Raw genomic sequence first — 18,494 nt, 5'->3', positions numbered from 1 at the left:
CCGATCTTGCACTATGATTGGCATTTCCACGATTTTGTTCCTTGTTATATAATAATTCAAAGACAACCTGAACGAATGGAGAAATGAATATGGATATACATGAAATTCCCATGCATTTAATTGACGAGGATACGGACCAGCCCAGATATCAATTCGATGAAGAGGCGCTCCAAGAATTAATGAAAAGCATCGAGGAGATTGGCTTACTCTCTCCAATTAAAGTGAGGACAACGGCTGACAACCGGTACAAAATTATTTACGGGAATCGGAGATACAAAGCTAGCAAAATGCTGGGACGCCCCACCATGTCCTGTATTGTATCAACCGTAACAGATGAGTTGGAGATTTATTTGGAACAGATTGCGGAGAATCTGACAAGGGAAGGCTTTTCACCCATTGAAGAAGCCGAGGCCTTCCACAAACTTATGAATGATTCCAAATTCAGTTCCTCTATTAAATACCTTTCTAGCAAACTGGGCAAGCCAGAAACATACATTAAAAACAAATGTGATTTGTTAAAGTTTGGAAATTCAGTTAAGAAGCTGATCGTAAGCGGTACAGAAATTCGCAAAGACAAGCTGACCGAGGATCAGCTGCTGCCTATCAAAGATTTACCGATCGAACACCGTGATCCGCTAGCTTTGATTATTGCCAGAGATGAAATGCCTGTCAGTGATGTCAAAAAGATTGCTCGAATGTTCAAAGATAAAGATATTTCAGAAAGCACAAAAGGGAAACTTCTCTATAAAACAGGTCATGATCTGGTAGAAACTTGGTCCGTCTTTCAAAACAACCGAGCAGAACGGGCCAAGCCTGCAGCTGCAAAAGCTTCGACAAAAGTGGAGAAAGCGGAGAAATCCAAGGAAGTAGTCTCGGACAATAAAACAGAAATGCCGATTCAAAGCGGGCTGCCTGCAGCTTCAACTAGTCCAACAACTAGCCCAATTCAAGCCAAACTTCTGCAAATGCTTAGCGCATTTCCTGCAGCTAGTGATATTCAAGTTGAAGCCTTAGACGTCGATGTCCATGATAAAGAACAATTTCTGAATGATCTCAATACCTTAGTCGGTAATTTGGAAAAGCATTTGGATGCGTGGAAAAAAGTTAGAGAACTTGCCGTTACCCACTAACATCCTAGTCCTGCAATTCAAGTACTCCAAGCTTCTTCGCATAGCAATGCCTTAGAAGACCGCCATACATCGGGCGGGTGAATTGAAGTGTGAAACCTGCAGCTTCTAAGTTTTTCCGACTTATCTCATTGTCAGGATGAACGGTCGCGTAGAGGTATAACATACCTTGTTCCTGCGCCCGCTGTTCCCTCAAAGCATGAAAATGCCGCTGCAGTCCTTGTCCCCTGACCGATTCATGGACAATAGATCCTTCTAGAGAAGCAACTCTTGGTAGATCTGCTTCCGGCACTCCAAACTCTCGTCCGAGATTATTGGCACTTAGACCGGGAAATGCGATAACCGTATAGGCAACAAGCTTTTCACCTTGAAAAGTGCCATACATCTCCCCCTTGTCTTGGACATATTCGTATAGTGCCTCCAAGCGGTCCATCGAATAAAGCGCATCAGAAGGAAGACGTGACACCACGTCCATCATTAATGCTTGCACTTGCAGTATATCTTGTTGCCATAAACGCCTTATTTCCAAGTTTGTAATCCTCCTCATGTTCCGTTGACCAAGTAGGTCACCATGGGTTGCTGAAACCAAGTCTCATTTCGTCCGTCATTGTCTTGAGCTTTAATCTCAATCCTGCATACCATGGTGGCGTATTGGATAGATCACTGTCCTCCAAAGCTGTTAAGATTCTCGAAAAGCTATAGAGCTTAGAGAACCTTAGGAACTTTGGAAAGTGTTCTATCATTTGCTTGTCTAATGGACATATCGCCGTATAGCCTCTCAGAAAGCATTCTATCTGACTGCTGAAAACCCTCTCTGTATTATCCAACACGTCGGCAAGAGCTGCAACAATATCCATCGCATACCAATGATTCATAGCATCATCATAATCAAAATCATGAAATTGCGACGTACTTGCATGCCAGAAATTGTTATCCAGTTGAAAATCATAATGAATGAGACCATAATCATGTCTAGTTTGCTTTAAAGAATTAAGCCAAATCCTCGCAGTAAATTTTTCTCTCAAATCTTCCCTCTGAGTAACAAACGAATCCTCGCGAATGTAATGACACACATAGGAACGTCGCCAACGGTCCTTGCTTCGATTCTTATTGGACGAATGGATGAGCAGCTAATTTGTTCATCATACTGCCGAGGTTATCATTCAACAATGGCTGGAATTATCACGTTTGTATCTGAAATTGATATTAGCAGTTCCACTCACTAAGAGGCTTCATTTGGGATAAATGTGATAATACGCTCTATTTCCGCTGCCACTTCAATGAGCTGATCATGGAAATCTTCTTTTTGCACAACGGCAAGTTCTAGGTAACTTGCAGCTTCATGCAAACGATTTGCGGAAATACTTCCGGCAACTCCGATAAGTGTATGTATGGCCCTTTTGACAGCCTTCCAATCCTCATCAACGATACTTAGCGTTAGTTGCTCGACAAAAGTTGTATAATTTTTCTTAAACAACTGAAGCATGACAATCAGAATGCTTTCTTTTCCTTCTAGACGGGCAAGTGCAGCTTGCCAATCTATCGCTTCAATGTGCCTATAAAAATGGATTGTGTTCGTCTGACTAGCACCTATTGAAGTAGAGAGTTCTATCCATTTACTAATCACACTAAAGAGACGCTTTATATCCAACGGCTTACTAATGACGTCATTCATGCCGTATCGGATATAATCCTCATGATCCTGTTTAACAACGTTGGCCGTCAGTCCAATGATGGGGATATTCATATAGTTCGGGATTTGACGAATGTGTGCTGTCGCTTCAACACCATCCATGATCGGCATGTGAATATCCATCAAAATCAAGTCGTATTCGTCGATTTCCAATTTTCCAATGGCTTCCTGACCATTTTCCGCTATCGTGATCTCAAATCCATGCTCCTCTAGAAACTCCATGGCAACCTGCTGATTAATTTCGTTATCTTCCACGAGAAGAATTCGCCCTTTCTTACTAACTCTGGAGGACTTGGCCTGCAAAGATCTCCCGCTTCTGGGAGATTGGTTGTGCGGATTAAACAGGGATTCCAATGTTTGATAAAGCTCTAAACGGCAAATCGGTTTAACCATGACGGCATCAGGTCTTGCGCTAATCGGAAGCTTCAGCATTTCTTCTTTACCAAGCGGTGAAGTTAAGCATATAACAAGCGTTTGCTCTCTTTGGATCGACTCGATAAATGTGTTCCATGTATCTATGCCATACATATCTTCAATTTCCATATCAAGCAGGATACAATCGTACTTGTCGTCCTCGTTCTCCAACCCCTTCATCCGTTCAAACATATCTTTCCAGGAAGGCACCTCTGAAACGATTAAGGCAAACGACTCTAACGTGTCCCGTAAGCTGCTGCGCATCAGGGGATGATCTTCGACCAGTAAAACTTGATACGTTATATGCTCTTTTGTTAAGTCCCATTCATCAGGATCAGCGAGTTCTATGACTTGAAAAGGAAGTGTAAATTTAAATCTGCTTCCTTTACCCTCTACACTCTCAGCTGTTAAAGACCCGCCCATAAGCCCAATCAAATGTTGGCTGATCGTAAGTCCTAAACCAGTTCCCCCATATTCACGACTCGTAGATCCATCTGCCTGAGAAAAAGGATCAAAAATAAAGGCTAAACGATCTGAAGATATACCTATTCCACTATCCTCTACGGTAAAGCTAAGCTTAATTTCTTCTTTGGACGTGTGTGGTTCCAACTCAATTTGGAGCATCACATAGCCCTCTGAAGTAAATTTGATCGCATTGCTGCAAAGATTAAGCAGTACTTGCTTTAATCTTAGCGGATCCCCGAGAATATGGTTGGGAAGTTCAGCGGCTGTATTAAAAATAAGCTCGATTTGGCGACTATCGGATAAGACACTTAGTATGCTGGAGAGATCCTTAAGAAGCTCATCTAACTGAAAGCTGGTACGTTCTACTTCGAGTTTTCCCGCTTCTACTTTGGAAAGGTCAAGAACATCATTAATAATGCCTAATAGCGTATGGGAAGAAGATTTTATTTTATACAGATAATCCTTTTGATGGTCAGAGAGCGTGGTTTTCCCGAGAAGTTGGGAAAGACCAATGATACCGTTCAGGGGAGTTCTAATTTCATGACTCATTTTGGCAATAAATTGGCTTTTAGCTTGATTCGCTTGATCGGCGGCATGCCGCATGGTTACCTCTGTGAAATCATGAACCGTTCCAACAATACCTTCCAATTCACCACTCGCATCATGGTAGGCTGAAAGGGTAACACAATAATCTCGAAGCTCACCCGTAGAGGACGGAATACGCATTTCAAATCGTACGTTACCACTATTCAGGATAACTTCTTGGAAATGGGAATCCCAACGAATTTGCTCGGCATCCGGGAGAAACTCGGTTATTTTTTTACCCAACATGTCTGCAGCTGTCGCCTGGGTCATCAGGGATACAATTTGATTAACGGAGGTAATCTTGCCTTCCTTCGTGAACCCAAGAATTCCTTCCTGTGAATTCTCAACGAGGATACGATAACGTGCTTCACTCTCCTGAATCCGCCGCTCTGCTGCTGTTCTCTCTGTAATATCTGTCGTAGAGCCGATGACTTCGACCACCTGCTCACCTTCAAATATAGGCTGTAAAGTTGTAAAGGCGATCTTACCCTTTATTTGATACTCATAAGCAACTTTGTTCCCCTTCCATGCTTCTTCAAATTTCCCAACTACAAATGTTGTGAATTCAGTGGTAAAACCTTTGATTGATTGTATATTTCTACCTAATAAATCTTGTGGATGTAGTCCGAGATTTCGTAACAACCTGCCATCAACCATAGAATAAATGAATTGATTATGAATTTTCTTAAGTTTAAATGTAATGCCGGGCTGCAGCCGAAGAATGTCCACTAACTCTTGTTGAATATGACTTACCTGACTCCTTAGCTCCTCTGCCTTTAGGAAATAGCGGATTAGCGCTGCTGCGAATAAGCCCCCTCCCAAATGCAGAAGTAAAGCTGGAATGACTAACCGGGCAACAGGAATATGATAGATGAGTACCATATCAACGAACAAAATGCTGATAGGACACATAATTAAAAATGTCCATTTTCTCCAATAGCCGTGAATGTAATGATTGGTTAGCGCGGTTCCCGCAAATATGAGCAGTCCCAGTGTAGAGATTCGAAAGAAAACAGAAGGATCTATCAGCGTCCTGCCAATAATCATAATCATGGTGGCAATAAAACCAGAGATTCCTCCACCAATGAATGTAGCCATCAGAATGGCAATCGCTTTTAAATCCAATATATGTCTTGCAGTTACATGTACGCCAAGAAAAGTTAGAATGACACCATAGATCCCATGCATCAGACCTGCTATTAGGCGATATTTCCATCTTGATGTGGCTTTTAATCTAGGAGAATAGAAAATCTCGATAGACAAGAAAATAAAAACAGCTAGTATCGAGAAATTGTTCAGTAGATCTTTGAGCACTGCTATTCACCTCACCGCTTAATTACACACCTTAAATCGCTGAAAGATGCACAAATTTATAACCAACACCCCAGACGGTTTTAATATACTGAGGTTCCTTTGGATTCTGTTCTATTTTTCTACGGAGATTCGTAATATGTACATCAATGGCGCGATCATTCACGATTTCGCCCATCCGATATAAAGTATCTATGAGCTCATCGCGTCTAAACACTCTGCCAGGATAGTGAATAAAACGTTTCATAATTTCAAATTCCGAATTGGTGATATCAATTTTTTGATCTTTGATCACAATCAACCTGCGCTCTACATCCAGAGTAAAGTCAGGATATTGTGACTCTGATTCTGTCCCTTCCGACACACCGCAAGCAGGAACCTGTATGTCCGCCATACGAAGCGAGGCTTTGATCCGTGCTTTTAACTCTTGCATGCTAAATGGCTTACAAAGATAGTCATCAGCCCCAATATTAAAGGCCTCTACCTTCTCCTTAATGTTTGTTTTTGTCGATATCACAATAATAGGAACGGAACTTAGCCCCCTAATGGCCCCGCATAGCTCTAACCCCTCATAATCTGGCAAAACAAGATCTAATAAAATCACATGAGGCTGAAAATGAATGATTTCCCTCAAACCGTCATGTCCATTTACGGATTGCTTCACTTCAAATTGATCTTCCGAAAGATACATGCTTATCATTTGTCCAATAATGATGTCGTCTTCGATAATAAGCACCTTAATCACTAATACCCCTCCTTTATACCTATTTTGTTTCTCTCACCTATTATAATATGTCGAATTATGGCAGGTCTACACTATTTTTTACCAGAAATATGAAAAACAAAAACGCCACAGAACCGATAGTCCCTGTCATGGCGTTAGGATGACTCTTATGTATTCGCAATTCGATTGCATGCAATTCTATCAAAAATCTCGGGTACTTCGCTTGCTTCTACCGGTGCTAAACATTATTTTTCCTAATACTTCACTAATGAATCTAACACTTCCACTCTTCTGAAAAAAGTGAAAAGACCAAGCTCTGACCGCACTCGGGTCATAAACTAGGCCTTCATCTTATAGTTGTTACATATTCTCTCAGACATGCTTGCTATTCATGGCAATCATTTAAGGAAATCGAACCAACTTCGTTATTTCTTATGGTTTCGTTTGCAGTTTTACCCACATAGACTTATTTCGGAATTCTTCCTCCGCTCCCAACTCTCTCCCAAACCATGAAGGTACTTTAAAGAGCCGCGCAGCTTCAACATCTGGAAACTCGACCTCGACAACCAGGAGATCTACTTGTTTATATTCATCAATTTCAAAATGGAGCCCCTGAACATCAACCGTGGTGCGAATCTTCTCCAATGGGATTAACCCCGTACGTTCAAGCAGCTGCTTATAGATAGGCTCCGATATGTTATATTCAATCTCTTCCCGAACCAAGCCATGTCCCGATTTGTACGTATGTGTAAAATGCGACAATCCAGAACTATCCACCAGCTGGCGCACTCTGATTTCTTGATCCTCCGAGAAGGCCAAATAGGTTTGATAGATGTACTGCTTTGAAACTAGCGTTATCTCATTATTGTCCAGTTCAGCCGCAGGGAACGCGGGTAATAGGAACTTTCTTTCGATTTCGGCACTCATTGGTGTGACCCCTTTCCAAATAAATCATGTTTTCTTCATCATTTTACCACGCTATCATGAAAAAGACTCCCCTAAAGGAAGCTTTCCCCCTTCTCATCGATTAGACTGATTCAAAGATCGGAATCGAGCTGGAGATACCTCATTCCACGCCCGAAACATTTTACCAAAATGAAATTCATCGGCAAATCCGCATGCAGTTGCAATAGCTTTCATGGGTTCTTCTGTTAGCAGCAGCAGTGTTTTGGCTTTCTCATTGCGAATCCGGTTCAAGTACTCTTTGGGTGAAACGCCTACTTGCTGCATGAACATTTTTCGTAACTGGGAGACGGAGATATGGAATGTTCGCGCGAGTTCTTCCATCCTCAGGGGCCGATTATAGCAGGTTTCTATCCAAAACTTCGCTTGTTGAAATGCTTTCATATACGGGTCCGTTGACGTGTTCGTATCCCTCATGAAATGAATCAATCGTGAAAGGACATATTGGAATTCAGCCTGTCTTTCGTGCGGGTCTGGGCTCTGTAACGTCCCTATCTGCTTGAACTGCTCTTGAATCCAGACTGCTTGCTCCGGAGAATACAACTTATTAAAAGGCAATTGAAGTGAGTCCAAATGAACGGGCTGCAGCCAGGTTTGGTTCTCATAGGGGATGTCGAAAGCATCAAACAGAAGCATACGAATATAGAGCGGTTTTTCCACAGATGATGTCATGGTCAACGTAAAACCCGGCTTTAAGTAGAAGAGCATACCCGATTGTACCTTCAGTATCTCTTCATCAAATGAATGTGTAAATTCTCCTTCTCCACTCATAATCCAGTAAAAAGAATGAACATCTGTTGTATTCCGAATGTCTTTCCAGCCTGGAACAGGAAGCTTCTCATAGGTCAGACGAAGATGATACATCCGGTGCTCTTTCGTTTCCATTCATTCACCACCTTCAAAGCGATTTTGACAAATATTAAAGTTCTTTATCCATAGAAAATAGCCTTTCTTCCATGATACGCTTTACTAAACATACATGAAAGGGGCTTTTCCTTTGATTCGTACTTTTCAACAACACTCTCTACGCCATACCCGACTTCTTGATGGATTGTGGGACTTCATAACGGATCCAGGAAATGTAGGGATAATGGAACAATGGCATGCCAAGTTTCCATCCGATTCCCGAAAGCTTGTGGTTCCTTCTTGCTGGAATAACGAATTAGGCTATTACGATTATATCGGCGCTGCGTGGTATCGCACGTATTTCGACACCGCACAGGAAGCCAATATTCGACTGTGCTTTGAAGGAATTCTCCATCATGCCGATGTTTATGTTGACGGTCATCACCTCGGTTACCACTTTGGCGGCTACACCCAGTTCTCCAAGGTCATCCCTCATCTAGCGAAGGGAAAGCATGAATTAATTATTCGTGTAGACAGCACCCTTGATTGGCAGACACTGCCCACAGATATCGCAGATTGGTACTCTTATGGTGGAATCATACGTTCTGTCGAGCTTCAGGAGCTTCCTGATGTTTATATTGAATCTTTGAAAATCGATTATCAACTAGAGGGCGATACCGCAGATATCCAGCTGGAAGTAAAGTTAAACTCCTTGAGCTCGGTTGATAGTCAAATTATTGTTAGTGCCTCTACAGAAGGACTAGCTTTCTCAGAATCACCTGTCCATATCGCGGCGGGCCAATCTTCACAGCTTTCGCTCCGAGGAAGCCTCGAAAACATCCGTAAATGGGATGTTGGACATCCCGAATTATATATGTTCACGGTCCAAGCAGGAGAAGATGATCTTATCGATCGGACAGGATTCCGCACCATAGAAGTCCATAACGGCCAAATCCTCCTAAATGGCAAAGCGCTGTATTTGCAAGGAGTGAATCGACACGAAGAGCATCCCGAATGGGGATTTGCTTTTCCGCCTAAGCTCATGCTGAAGGATTTGGATATTTTGACCGATATGGGCTGCAACATCGTTCGCGGTTCACACTATCCACAAACCCAGTTCTGGATCGATTTGCTTGATGAGCATGGCCTGCTCCTGTGGAGCGAGATCCCGATGTGGGGCTGTTTTATGAGCAAAGAAACGCTGGCTAGTCCCCTATTCGCAGAACGCGGCTTGCAAATGTTAGACGAAATGATAAGCCGTGATTATCATCACCCTTCGATCATTTTCTGGGGGGCCCATAACGAAATAGATACTCGCACGGATGAAGCACTTACGCTTACTAAGAAATTCGTTAGCAAAATTCGCAGCATGGATACCAGCCGCCTAGTTACGTACGCCACGATGCATCCTGAGGAAGACATTGTGCTATCCTATTTCGATGTCATCGGAATCAACAAATATTACGGCTGGTATCAAGGAAACGTGAACGTATTCCGTGACATGCTTCAGCAGTATTATCAAAATGCAGAATCACAAGGCGCCAGTGGTAAGCCCGTCATCATGAGCGAGTTTGGCGCTGCTGGCATCTTCGGAGATGCAGGCTGGGAGCCACGCTTGTTCAGTGAAGATTATCAAGCTGACGTTGTGCAGCAGGCTTTACAGATCTTCCGCGAGGATCCCCGCATCGTCGGCACACTGATTTGGCACTTCGCCGACATTCGCGTCGATGTGCGCAGTGACCGTCCTTACTTCCGTGATCGGGCGCGGAGTTTTAACAACAAGGGGCTGCTCAATGAATATCGCAAGCCTAAGCTGGCTTACCGATTGGTGAAGGAAATTTATCGATCTAAGAATTAGCTACTAAAAAGTAAAATCGTAGAAAAGACGTTCAAACCAGGCAATCACCCGGTTTGAACGTCTTTTTTGCTTCCCGTTTGTATGGACTAGCCTTTGAGTGATCCCGCTGTTATACCAGAAATAATCCGTTTATTGAAAATGGAGATTACAAGGATTGACGGAAGGGTTGTCATCACAATGGCCGCAAACATCGGTGCAAAATCCGTTGCGTATTGACCCTGAAAACTCAAAAGTCCAATAGGAAGTGTCATTTTATTGGCATCGTTAATGAATGTTAGTACAACCAGTAGTTCATTCCAGATTCCAGCAAAGTTTATAATGCCAACCGTCATAAGCGCCGGTATTAATAAAGGCATCAAAACTCGCCAATAAACACCGTAAACCGTACAGCCATCAATAATGGCCGCTTCCATAATTTCTTTGGGAATGGAACTCATAAAACCGCTTAGCACCAGCACCGATGTAGGTAGAGCAAAGGCAACATAAATAAGAATCAAGCCGATTTGCGAATTCATCAGATTTAATTTAGAGAAGAATATAACCAAAGGAATGAGTGTTGCTTGCAGCGGAACCATCAAACCGATCAGAAAATAAACTAATGTGCCTTTCGATGCTTTCCACTTTAATTTAATAATCGCAAAAGAGGCCATTGAACCTATTAGTAAGACTAGAAGTAAAGTGACCGTCGTAACGAGTACCGAATTATAAAAATAACGGCCTGTCCCCCCTGTAATCCATGCATTTATGTAGTTTCCCCACAGCCAATGCAGTGGAAGTTCCCAAGGACGTTCAAAAATTTCCGGTGTTTTCTTGAGTGAATTTACAATAAGCCAAAACAGAGGATAAATATAGACAAGCGTCCCTAATCCCAAAAATAAATAAGTGAACAGCTTTTGAATGGGGCGAATCATTTTTGAACCTTGCTCCATACGCGTACCTCCTTCCTTAATCTTCGATATCTTTGGTAGAAATTAATTTATTAATAACAAACGTAACGATTAAGCACATAACTAGTAAGATGACAGCTAATGAATTACCGTAGCCATATTCCAACTGACCAAAAGAACGTTTTTGCAAATAACCGACCAGTGTTTGTGATACATTGGCAGGTCCCCCACCCGTCATGACATAAACAAGATCAAAAAACCTTAAGGAACCAATAGAAATGAGAATGGCATTCACTTTAATAATCGGTTTAAGCAATGGCATGGTGATATGCCATACCAATTTCCATCCGATAGCACCTTCAAGACGCGCGGCCTCATAGATTTCCTCGGAAATATTCTGTATCGCAGCAATGAACAGGATCATGGTATACCCAATAAATTGCCAAGATACAACCGCTGTAACTGCCCACATCACCGTTTTGGGTTCAGACAACCACAGGTGCTTTAGTGAATCTAGCCCCAGCCAATCAAGTAAATTATTAATAATACCGATCTGCGGATGATATATAAATGTCCACATCATACCCACGGCGACACTCGATAGGAATGCTGGCATAATGAAAACAAGCTTAAAGAAATCTTTCCCTCGTACGTTTCCTGTCAGAATCAAGGCCAGAAAAAAACCAAATGGCAGTTGAATCACCAAACTTGTCACCAAGAGAAATAACACGTTACGGATCGTTATAAAAAAAATATCATCATCTGAAAACATACGCGTATAATTGTCCAACCCTATAAACTTCATCGGATTCAGAACATCCCAATCAAAAAAGCTCAAATAAATCGATGCGATGATGGGGATGAAAACAATAGCCGAATATAGAAACAGGGCAGGGGTTATAAAGAATGCAATAGTCGAGCCTTTTCTCAGCATTTTATCCATAAACAACCACTCCATTATTGTTTTGATGAAAAAAGGGAGAAGAATATCTTCCCCCACCCATAAGAAAATTTTATTGATCTAGCGGTTTTTCTCCGTATAAGCTTGCAAGCTCTTGAACGCATCTTCCGGTGATTTGCCTGCTAAGATAGATTGGATCGTGTTGTTATATTCGTCCCCAATCTTCGCACCCAGTCCCACATCATAAAAGATGAACATCCCTTTCATTGTGGACATTTGATCTTTTAATTCTTTACTTAACGCTGGCACTTTAGCTGGATCTAAAGTAACTTTAGTAGCTGGAATGTCTCCTTGCTCTTCACCAACACGTTTTTGTGTTTTGTCCTCGGACCATACTTTCAGATATTTAACAGCTGCTTCTTTGTCTTTTGCCGTTGAACTTATCACTAAGTTAAATGCAGGTTGACCCAACCAAGTGTCAATATCCCCTTTTCCATTCGGAAATGTTGGGAATTTAGCAATGCCCACGACATCCTTCACCTTGGAATCGGTATTTACCAACGTATTGATTGCCCAACTGCCAGTAACCATCATGGCCGCTTGCCCATTTTGGAACATGCTCGTCATTGCACTGTTGTCGATACTAAGGAACCCTTCTGGGAACGCCTTCATTTTTGTTAATTCTTGCAATACACGCCCTGTTTCAATGTAAGAAGGATCAAGCCAAGTTCCTTTGCCCTCCATTAATGCATTAAATGGTGCGTCGCCGCCAATCCGATTGGCTACAAATTCACTAAATAAGGCACTAACCCAAGCATCTTTGGCACCCATGGCAATCGGTGTCACTTTATTTTTAACCAACACATCAATCACATGCTTTAACTCATCGTACGTCTTAGGTACCTCAAGTTTATACTTTTTGAAAATGTCTTTATTGTAGTACATAGTAGCTGCCGCGAAATTAACCGGAACACCATAAATTTTGTCATTGAATGTTAATAAATTAAACGCTCCAGAGATAAAGCGATCTTTCCACGCTGGATCTTTATCCAGATATTCATTAAGCGCCAGCACTTTTCCTGAATCCGCATACGTTTTTAATTTTCCGGCAGCATGCAGAGTGAACACATCCGGCGCTTCATTTCCAGCGATTTGAGCATTTAATTTCGGATAAAAAGCTGTACTAGGAAGATGTGATACTTCAAAAGTCGCGTTCACATCTGTTCTTGCATTAAATTCTGCAAGCAGATCTTTCTGAATATTGATCCCTTTGTTTTCCGGCTCTAACCAATCAAATTCTTTCATTTTTATCTTATCTTTTGGCTTTGCAGCCGCTTCTGTTACTTTTGGAGCATCACTAGCTTTGGGTGCCTCACTTGCTTTCTCGGTCCCGCAAGCAGACAATACTGCAGTGAGTGCAAAAATAGTAGTGATTGATGCTGAAAGCCTTTTAACCTTTTTCATTTAAACCCTCCTCTATCATGTTTTACAATCTAAGCTTAGATGAAATGGGTTCAAACGAGTATGCGGTATTGCCTACTTCTTGGTTGAATCTGCCGACCTCTTCTCATCTTTTCGCGGTAAGGTTAACGTGATCACTGTGCCTTGCCCTATAAAGCTATCAATCTGCAAGCCGAATCTCTTTCCGTAATGCAATTGAACCCGCTGATGGACATTAATCAATCCAATCCCCATACCTGAATCATCAACAGTCACTTGCAAATTTTCCCGAATCTGCGCTAGTCTTTCAGCCTCGATACCGTTTCCGTTATCACTTATGGTGATGATAAATAAGTCATCTTCAAAAAAACCGCGAATATCAATAAGCCCTTGGTCAATCTTCATTTCCATACCATGAATAATCGCATTTTCCACCAACGGCTGCAGAATAAATCGCGGAACTAACAAGGGCAGCGCCATCGCATCTATGTCGATAGAAATGGTAATTTTATCTCCATATCGATAGTGCTGAATATAGACATACTTATTGACGTTGTCCAATTCCTTGTCGAGGGGAATGTACTCTTTTCCCTTGATTCCTTCCCGCATTAAATCACCCAACGCTTTGGATAATTTCCCTACTTCAGGAACGTTATTCATGCGCGCAAGCCAATTGATTGTTTCTAGTGTATTAAAGAGAAAATGAGGGTTAATTTGGAACATTAAGTATTTTAACTGCGACTGTTGTTTCAACAATTCCTCTTGATAAACGGTATTGATTAAATGATGAATACGATCAATCATCCGGTTAAAGTTTCGACTCATAACCCCTATCTCATTGCGGGAATTGTAATTAAATTGAATATCAAAGCGATCTTTCTCCACGTCTTTCATCATCGCGGAGAGCTGACGAATAGGTTTAGATATACTGTTCGACACAAAATAGGCGATTAATAAAGCAACGACAATACAGATAATGAAGATAACAAACATCCAATTTTTCAATTCAATAGACGTTTGGGAGTATTTAGCATCCGGAATGACACTGACGATCTTCCAATCGGTATTCCCGATGGCATGATAAGTAATGATATAGTTAATCCCGTCCATCATCTCGCTAGTATGATCTTGTTCAGGTCCATGCAACACGCGATTTATATACGGGTAATCGGGGGTCGTATTGATCAAGGATTTATTCGAATGTGAAATGATTCTTCCATTCTGATTGATAATATACATTTCGCCTTCATTGTTTAATTTCGTTTGCGCAAAAACCGAATATAAAGCGTCTTCTTTAAGATGAAGTTCAAAATAACCGATTTTCTTCAGGTTTCCTACATCAAACATAGAACTTCTAGCTGTAATCGTTAGCTGCTTGGGGTTCGTATTCATCCAAACTAAATTGCCCTCATTCTCTTTCAGTACATCCCAATCGTGTATGTCCAAATCATTGGATTTCAAGACATTTCCGGATGGAAAGACATCTTTATTTAAAGCGTAAAGGCTGATGTCCTGTATGTCTTCGCTATCAATGATGGCACCATCCAACAAGAGCTTAATTTTGTTGATTTCGTCTAAATATTCCAACTGACTCTGAAAGCCTAGATTGGCTTTTTTAAGAGCATCCCTTATTTCTTTATTCGTAAAAAGGGAATAATACACCCGCTTGACTTCCTTCATCTTGAATTCAATATTTTTGCTTACTTCGGTTAACAAATCAGTGGTGTAAGCGTTTGTTTTTTCCTGTATGAGCGATCGAGATTTTTGATAAGTTAACGTGCCGATCACAGCTAATGGAATAAGGTTCAAAATAAGGAAGGACACTAGTAATTTTTTTTGAATCTTCATGTCTAGTATCCATTGCCGCAACCTGCTTGCTGGCTGGTTACGCATCATTTAAGTGTCCACCTCGTTCATCATGCCTAACAAATAATTGCTTACGAAAATCGTTTGGCGTTTGCCCATAATGTTTTTTAAACATTTGTCCAAAATACCTGGAATCTCGAATTCCCACCCGACTAGCTATTTCAAATACTTTAACCTGGGGGTCTGCTAGCATATCCACAGCTTTTTGCATACGAATTCGGGTGAGTGTATCCGAGAAGTTTTCTCCCGTTTCCTTCTTAAATAAGCGGCTCAAATAATCTGGATGATAATGAAGCATGTCCGCAACTTTGGCAATGGTCATTTCCTGCATGTAATTTAATTCTATATATTCAATGATTTGAGCAATCACTTCATTTAATTTTGATATATCACTATCCGGTACCAACATGCCTTGCAGGGTAAACGAATATTCCTTCAGCTGATGCCGCAGACCAAGCTCTAACGCATTTCGCTGACGGTCTTCTTGAATCACTTGTTTAGCTTTTCTGCAAGCCAACATGATTTCATCTGGATCGGTAGGTTTTAATACAAAACCGACTGCCCCCAATTTTATTGCTGACATTGCGTAATCCAACTGGTGGTACGCCGTAATAAACACCCATTTGATGGATGGATTCTCTACTTGTATCAGCTCCATTAAGGCTAGTCCGTCTATACCAGGCATCTTAATATCAGTCAATACTAGATCTGGATGAACAGCTCGAATCAGCTCAAGTGCCTCCAATCCATTAGCCCCTAACCCTACTAAATCAAAGCCTTCTTCTTCCCAATCTAAAGACTGCAAGCCCATTCGAGTGATCGGCTCATCATCAGCAATAATCATCCTAATCACGTATAATCCTCCCACCTGAAGTAAGTGAGTTCATTATCATTGTTTTTGTTTAATAGATCAATGAATATTTGCCACCAAGTTTAATTTATAATAAATATGCCAAAAACGCCCTCATCCATTTGGACGAGAAGCGCTTCTACTCGGTGTGCCATGAGACACATAATCGTTATGCTTTAAAACTTCTTATACGGCAGAAACTTGCCGTTTAATGTGACGATTACACGATCGCCATTCGGATCTTCTCTCTTGTCAATATGCATCTCATAGTCAATGGCGCTCATAATACCATCCCCGAACTTCTCGTTCAGAATTTCTTTAAAAGCAGGACCATACACCATGATAATCTCATATAACCTATATAACGCTGGCTCCGAAGGGGGCATCTGTATGGCGTTCCCGCGAAACGGAGGTATCGTCAACGAAGCAGTAACTTCCGGACTCAACGCCAAGATTTCACCGACTTTGGCTGCTTGCTCAGGTGCCATCGTCGCTTGACCCAATAAAGCAGTCGCAACCCAAACCTCAGCTGCCCCGACTCGCTCAGCAATTTCCTGCCAAGATAGCTTCTTCTCGGCTTTAGCCCGCAAAATAATCATTGTGCTGTTTGTTCTGTCCATCTTCACACAACCTCCGATATAAACAGATAAGGGTTATACCAACTGCTTTTGGGTTAGTCCCGTTTTGACTTGTTTACGAATTACCCCTGCAGATAACAGGATGCTGATTTCATACAGTAATAACATCGGTAAAATAACGAGAACATCGGACAATAAATCGGGAGGTGACAAAACAACCGACATTACGATGAGTATGAAGTAGGCATATTTCCGCGATTTTCTTAGCAGTTGTGGTTTGAGCAACCCAAGGTATGTCAAAAACATGACAACCGCTGGAAGTTCAAATAATACAGCGATGGGAACCGTTAATCTAAACATGAATGTAAAATATCCGCTCACTGTATACATCGTTTGAAACTGATTTTCCGCCAACCCTATCAAAAAATTCATGACCATTGGAAAGAGGATGAAGAAACTAAAACTTAGGCCCGTAATAAACAAAAAAAACAAACCAGGAATAAACGCGAGCGTGGCTTTTTTTGCATTCTCAGGCATCGCCGGAACCATGAATTTCCATACTTGGTATGTGATTAAAGGGATCGTCAAACACAGTGCAGAAGTGGCAGCTATTGCGAAATACACCCAAACCACATCACCTGGACTGAGAATCGTTAATTTTCCATTGACACCCTTTATGAGAAATTGATAAATATCCCCCACGAATAAAAAAGAAAAGAGGAAAAACACAAGAAAGCCAACTCCGCTAACGATGATACGTATACGAAGCTCTTCCATGTGATCAACCAATGACATTGTTTTATCCATCATCTGTCGCCCCCATCTCTTTTCCAGTCATGCTAGCTTTAAACGTTACCATTAAAAAAATGAAGGGACTTATGATTCCGTCCCCACATTTTTCATGTTTTAAGTCATTTTTCATACTTTGTGATCAGATGTTTTCCCTTCTATTTCCTTTTCATCAAGACTCTGAAAGACCTCACGGGAACCTTTTTTAAATTCCGACAACGTCCTTCCGAAAGCACTGCCAATCTCAGGCAGCTTGCGTGGCCCAAAAATGACAAGAGCAATAATGAGAATTAATATCAGACCGGGAACCCCTATATTACTTATCATTTTGTCACCCCTCCATGTATAATGTCATCTAGACTTACTGGTGTCTTACCTCATTTCAACGGCCGATTTGCCGTGAAGATACTCCAGCAATTCATCTTTCAGGTCGTTATAAACGGACTGATGAATCACTTCGCGCCGTACACGGGGACGTTTGATCGGAACGGTGATGACCGTCTCCACGGTTGCGGACGGGCCATTAGTCATCACTACGATCCGGTCGGATAAAAGAATCGCTTCATCAATATCGTGGGTCACCATGATAACGGTATCTGTACCGCCCTTAGAACTGTCATCGCCATTACCGTCTTCCGTGGGCTTCCACAGGCTGACAAGCTCATCTTGAAGACTGGCCCGCGTGAGTGCGTCCAACGCGCCGAAGGGTTCATCAAGAAGAAGCACCTGGGGGCCAACCGCGAATGCGCGTGCAATGGCTGCGCGCTGCTTCATACCGCCGGAGATCTCATCTGGCCGCTTATGCCGGTGCTTCCACAATCCGACCACACTGAGATAATGCTCGACAATAGCGTTCTTTTCAACCCGTGAACGATCGGGAAAAACGGCGTCTACAACCTCGTAAACATTCCCCCATACCGTGAGCCACGGCAAGAGAGAGTAGTTCTGAAAGACGACGCCTCTGTCGGGACCGGGACCGGTAACAGGCGACCCGCCCAGGAGTACCTTACCGGTCGTTTGTTTCTCCAGTCCGGCGACGATATTGAGAATCGTCGATTTACCGCACCCCGAGTGTCCGATCAAGGAAACGAACTCTCCTCTTTCGATGTTCAAGTTGATATTTTGGAGGACTTGGAAATCGCCCTTCTTTGTTGGATATACCTTGCTGATGTTCTCTAAGCTCAGATAGGACATTCC

Annotated in this window: 17 protein-coding genes; 2 read left to right on the top strand and 15 right to left on the bottom strand. The window is 42.0% G+C overall.

The features are described from left to right. Positions 1-89 precede the first annotated feature (89 nt). On the top strand, positions 90-1,130 hold the full coding sequence (locus QFZ78_RS30410) for a ParB/RepB/Spo0J family partition protein (RefSeq protein ID WP_307553098.1): 1,041 nt from the start codon (positions 90-92) through the stop codon (positions 1,128-1,130). A gap of 4 nt (positions 1,131-1,134) precedes the next feature. On the opposite strand, the gene QFZ78_RS30405 is transcribed toward QFZ78_RS30410, so the two are convergent. The 6 genes from QFZ78_RS30405 to QFZ78_RS30380 all read right to left on the bottom strand — a co-directional run bounded on the left by QFZ78_RS30405 (position 1,135) and on the right by QFZ78_RS30380 (position 8,167). Continuing rightward, positions 1,135-1,656 carry a GNAT family N-acetyltransferase gene (locus QFZ78_RS30405; RefSeq protein ID WP_307553097.1) on the bottom strand — a complete coding sequence of 174 codons (522 nt, stop codon included), beginning with the start codon at positions 1,654-1,656 and terminating at the stop codon, positions 1,135-1,137. Positions 1,657-1,693: 37 nt separating this feature from the next. Next, positions 1,694-2,152 carry an aminoglycoside phosphotransferase/kinase family protein gene (locus QFZ78_RS30400; protein WP_307553096.1) on the bottom strand — a complete coding sequence of 153 codons (459 nt, stop codon included), beginning with the start codon at positions 2,150-2,152 and terminating at the stop codon, positions 1,694-1,696. A 197-nt stretch (positions 2,153-2,349) separates the two neighbouring features. Then, positions 2,350-5,598, bottom strand: a complete 3,249-nt coding sequence (locus tag QFZ78_RS30395; RefSeq protein WP_307553095.1) for a response regulator — start codon at positions 5,596-5,598, stop codon at positions 2,350-2,352. Positions 5,599-5,629: 31 nt separating this feature from the next. Beyond that, positions 5,630-6,340 carry a response regulator transcription factor gene (locus QFZ78_RS30390; protein WP_307553094.1) on the bottom strand — a complete coding sequence of 237 codons (711 nt, stop codon included), beginning with the start codon at positions 6,338-6,340 and terminating at the stop codon, positions 5,630-5,632. A 411-nt stretch (positions 6,341-6,751) separates the two neighbouring features. Next, on the bottom strand, positions 6,752-7,246 hold the full coding sequence (locus QFZ78_RS30385) for a CYTH domain-containing protein (protein ID WP_307553093.1): 495 nt from the start codon (positions 7,244-7,246) through the stop codon (positions 6,752-6,754). Between the two features lie 93 nt (positions 7,247-7,339). Further along, a complete protein-coding gene (locus QFZ78_RS30380) occupies positions 7,340-8,167 on the bottom strand; it encodes an AraC family transcriptional regulator (protein WP_307553092.1) in 828 nt (275 codons plus the stop codon). Between the two features lie 205 nt (positions 8,168-8,372). Here QFZ78_RS30380 and QFZ78_RS30375 point away from each other — a divergent pair, with 205 nt between their 5' ends. Continuing rightward, positions 8,373-9,986: a glycoside hydrolase family 2 protein gene (locus QFZ78_RS30375; protein ID WP_483874834.1), complete on the top strand. Its 1,614-nt coding sequence runs from the start codon at positions 8,373-8,375 to the stop codon at positions 9,984-9,986. Positions 9,987-10,072: 86 nt separating this feature from the next. Here QFZ78_RS30375 and QFZ78_RS30370 read toward each other — a convergent pair whose 3' ends face one another. The 9 genes from QFZ78_RS30370 to QFZ78_RS30330 form a co-directional block, all read right to left on the bottom strand. Next, positions 10,073-10,915, bottom strand: coding sequence for a carbohydrate ABC transporter permease (locus tag QFZ78_RS30370; RefSeq protein ID WP_307553090.1), 843 nt, complete (start codon positions 10,913-10,915; stop codon positions 10,073-10,075). Positions 10,916-10,931: 16 nt separating this feature from the next. After that, positions 10,932-11,816 carry a carbohydrate ABC transporter permease gene (locus QFZ78_RS30365; RefSeq protein WP_307553089.1) on the bottom strand — a complete coding sequence of 295 codons (885 nt, stop codon included), beginning with the start codon at positions 11,814-11,816 and terminating at the stop codon, positions 10,932-10,934. A gap of 78 nt (positions 11,817-11,894) precedes the next feature. Next, on the bottom strand, positions 11,895-13,238 hold the full coding sequence (locus tag QFZ78_RS30360) for an ABC transporter substrate-binding protein (protein ID WP_307553088.1): 1,344 nt from the start codon (positions 13,236-13,238) through the stop codon (positions 11,895-11,897). A 72-nt stretch (positions 13,239-13,310) separates the two neighbouring features. Beyond that, on the bottom strand, positions 13,311-15,110 hold the full coding sequence (locus QFZ78_RS30355) for a cache domain-containing sensor histidine kinase (protein WP_307553087.1): 1,800 nt from the start codon (positions 15,108-15,110) through the stop codon (positions 13,311-13,313). After that, positions 15,100-15,924 carry a response regulator transcription factor gene (locus QFZ78_RS30350; protein ID WP_307555954.1) on the bottom strand — a complete coding sequence of 275 codons (825 nt, stop codon included), beginning with the start codon at positions 15,922-15,924 and terminating at the stop codon, positions 15,100-15,102. The genes QFZ78_RS30355 and QFZ78_RS30350 overlap by 11 nt, the downstream gene beginning before the upstream one ends. A 182-nt stretch (positions 15,925-16,106) precedes the next feature. After that, positions 16,107-16,550 (bottom strand): cyanase, encoded by a 444-nt coding sequence (gene cynS / locus QFZ78_RS30345; protein WP_307553086.1) that lies wholly within the window; start codon positions 16,548-16,550, stop codon positions 16,107-16,109. Between the two features lie 33 nt (positions 16,551-16,583). Then, the gene (gene tatC / locus QFZ78_RS30340; RefSeq protein ID WP_307553085.1) at positions 16,584-17,318 is read right to left on the bottom strand and encodes a twin-arginine translocase subunit TatC; all 735 of its coding nucleotides are present in this window, start codon (positions 17,316-17,318) and stop codon (positions 16,584-16,586) included. Between the two features lie 108 nt (positions 17,319-17,426). Further along, positions 17,427-17,624 carry a twin-arginine translocase TatA/TatE family subunit gene (gene tatA / locus QFZ78_RS30335; protein ID WP_307553084.1) on the bottom strand — a complete coding sequence of 66 codons (198 nt, stop codon included), beginning with the start codon at positions 17,622-17,624 and terminating at the stop codon, positions 17,427-17,429. 45 nt (positions 17,625-17,669) lie between these two features. Next, entirely contained in the window at positions 17,670-18,491 is an 822-nt protein-coding gene (locus tag QFZ78_RS30330) for an ABC transporter ATP-binding protein (RefSeq protein WP_307553083.1), read from the bottom strand. Positions 18,492-18,494 lie beyond the last annotated feature (3 nt).

It is taken from the genome of Paenibacillus sp. V4I5 (genome assembly GCF_030817255.1).
In the GTDB taxonomy this organism is placed as follows: Bacteria; Bacillota; Bacilli; order Paenibacillales; family NBRC-103111; genus Paenibacillus_E.
Note: the sequence above shows the minus strand (reverse complement) of the source record. Positions and strands in the feature narration are given on the sequence as shown.